The organism is Mariniphaga sediminis, assembly GCF_003573545.1.
GTDB classification, from domain to species: Bacteria; Bacteroidota; Bacteroidia; order Bacteroidales; family Prolixibacteraceae; genus Mariniphaga; species Mariniphaga sediminis.
Genome location: NZ_QWET01000053.1, coordinates 1 through 2588, shown reverse-complemented (window position 1 = coordinate 2588; position 2588 = coordinate 1). Strand labels below are relative to the sequence as shown.

Here is a 2588-nt window from a genome sequence, read left to right as displayed (position 1 = left end):
CACAAACAATTTCTACCGGTCTATCTGATATTTTTATCCATGGGCATGGTGGATGCAGCGGGTCCGATGGTAAGCCTAGCACGGGAGTCATTCACGCTTTCCATAACCGCAGCCACCCTGCTGCCATTTTTGGGCTACCTGATGTTCGGGGTGTTGTCCATACCCATGGGAATACTCCAGGACAAAAAAGGGAAAGTATTTATTTTAAACCTCGGGCTGGGCATCATGCTTGCCGGCCTGCTGATCCCTGTTTTGTCCGGGATGTACGGAAAGATGACCGTGGACACCTCCTCCATGGGACAGTTTTACCGGATACTTTCCGCCGTGTTGTTTATCGGGGCCGGGGGCGCCATCCTGCAGGTAGGGGGCAACCCGTTTGTCCGCGATGTTTCAGAAGAAGGGCACTATTCCAAAAACCTCTCCAGGGCGCAGGCCTTTATCACCATCGGGTCATCGCTCGGGTTCCTGGTCCCGCCCCTTCTGTTTAACCTGTTCGGGCTCGACTGGAGCATATTGTTTCCGGTAAATGCCTCCATTGTCCTGATGGCCATCCTGTGGTTTAACCTGGCCAAAGTGAGCGAGGTGAAACCCAAAAAGACAGACTACGCCACGGTAAAGTCATGCCTGGCATTACTCAAAAACGGTTATGTCCTTGCCATGGTACTGGGAATCTTTACCTATTGCGGGGTTGAAATAGCCCTGGCTTCCCATGCCCCTATCCTGCTAAACGACAAGTTCGGGATATCGGTAGAGAAGCTGGGCCTGGTAATAAGCTGGTCGCTGTTTTACCTTCCCATTTTTTTGGGGAGGTTTTTCGGTTCGTTTATCATGAAATTTATTGCCCCCTCCCGCTTGTTAATTGTTACCGGGCTGTTTGCCGTACTGGGGGTCCTGGCCATACTGTTCACCAACTCACTGGCAATGGCGCTTGCAGGTATCCTTATCATCGGGCTTGGGTTTGCCAATATTTTCCCCCTTATATTCTCCCTGACCATCGATAACATGCCCCGGCACCAGAATGAGCTGTCCGGGTTAATGGTCACCATGATTGTGGGGGGCACTTTTATCCCTATGATTATGGGCGCAGTAGCCGATATCACCTCCATTACCTTTGCCTTTGTCGTGCCCCTGGTGTGCCTGGGCTACATAACCTTTCTGGGAATCATTAATTACAACAAAAAACATAAAATACATGAAGGATAATTTAATAAAAACAGCCTTTGTCGGGTTTGGGGAAATCAACTCCCCGCAGGAACTGATAAAAGAGATGTGTTTACAGGCCCGGGAAGAAGTGGAATCCCTGGGGGTGAAAGTGGCCACTACCGGCCATGTAACCGATGACCCGGAAGGGAAAGATGTACAGAGGGCGATTGATGACTTAAGCAGGCAGGATTTTGATTCGCTTATTGTTTGCCTGGCCGGCTGGATACCCTCCCATGCAGTTATTTCCATCACCGAAGCGTTTAAAGACAAACCCATGGTTTTGTGGGGCCTTGCCGGGAAGATGGAGAACGGGCGGGTAGTTACCCCGGCCCCCCAGGCAGGCACCACGGCCCTTCGCAAAGTATTCGGGGACCTGGGCTATAAGTTCAGGTACGTGTACAATATCATCGGCAAACCCTCCCCGCTGGGAACAATCCAAAACTTCCTGCTGGCCGCAACGGCCGCCAAAAAGCTGAGAAGCACCAAAGTCGGGATGATGGGCTTCCGCGATATGAAACTTTACAACACCCTTTACGAAGGGCTGTCGCTGAAAGAAAAAATCGGCACCGAGATTGAATATTTTGAGATGCTGGAGATGTTTCAGCTGAGCCAACAAGCAGATACAAAAGAGATAGCCGGTATCCTGAAAAAAATGAAAACCGAATGGGAATTTGAACAAGAGGCAGACGAAGGTTTTTTGAAAAAAGGGATTGCCTGTTACCTGGCCATTAAAGAGATTGCCGAAAAGAACAAGTTTGGCGCCATATCGCTTAAAGATGTGGACGGGATGAAAAAAATACTGGACTTTCCGCCGGCCATGATTTTTATGCTCCTTTCCGATGAAATGAACCTGTGCACCATCCCGGAGAATGATGCCATGGGCGCGGTTACCCAGCTGGTTGTAAAACAGCTTACCGGGCAGAGTGCTGCCTATCTTGAGTTTTATGAGTTTTTTGAGAACAGTGTTTTGATGGGGGTCCCCGATTATGTCCCGGCGGAAGTAGTGGAAGGAAAAATAAAGGTAAAACCGGCCGCATTCGGAAATATCGGCGGCGGCCTGCTGAACATCTCAACCATGAAGACCGGCAGGCTTACGTTGGCCAGGTTGTCCAACACCGGTAACCGGTACAGCATGCACATCTGCACCGGCGAAGGAAAACTAAAAGCCTGGGAAGAGGCCGGCTGGGATTACCCGGCGCCCCAATTGCCCAGCCTGGATATCCACCTGGATGTGCCGGTAGATGATTTTGCACAGAAAATATCGGGGCAGCATTATATTATTGCCTATGGCGACCACACCGGGCCCCTGAAAGACTATTGTTATTTAAAAAACATCGAAGTTGTATAAATAGCTGGTATGGAAAAACAGTACGACGCCGTGATTG

At 50.0% G+C, this 2588-nt stretch carries 2 protein-coding genes; both read left to right on the top strand.

Annotated features, from left to right (window positions below; genetic code table 11):
• A partial coding sequence (locus tag D1164_RS23490) for an MFS transporter (RefSeq protein WP_119352343.1) occupies window positions 1-1203 on the top strand: 1203 nt, incomplete at its 5' end.
• On the top strand, window positions 1193-2551 hold the full coding sequence (locus D1164_RS23485; RefSeq protein WP_119352342.1) for a hypothetical protein: 1359 nt from the start codon (window positions 1193-1195) through the stop codon (window positions 2549-2551). The genes D1164_RS23490 and D1164_RS23485, both read left to right, overlap by 11 nt.
• Window positions 2552-2588: the final 37 nt, after the last annotated feature.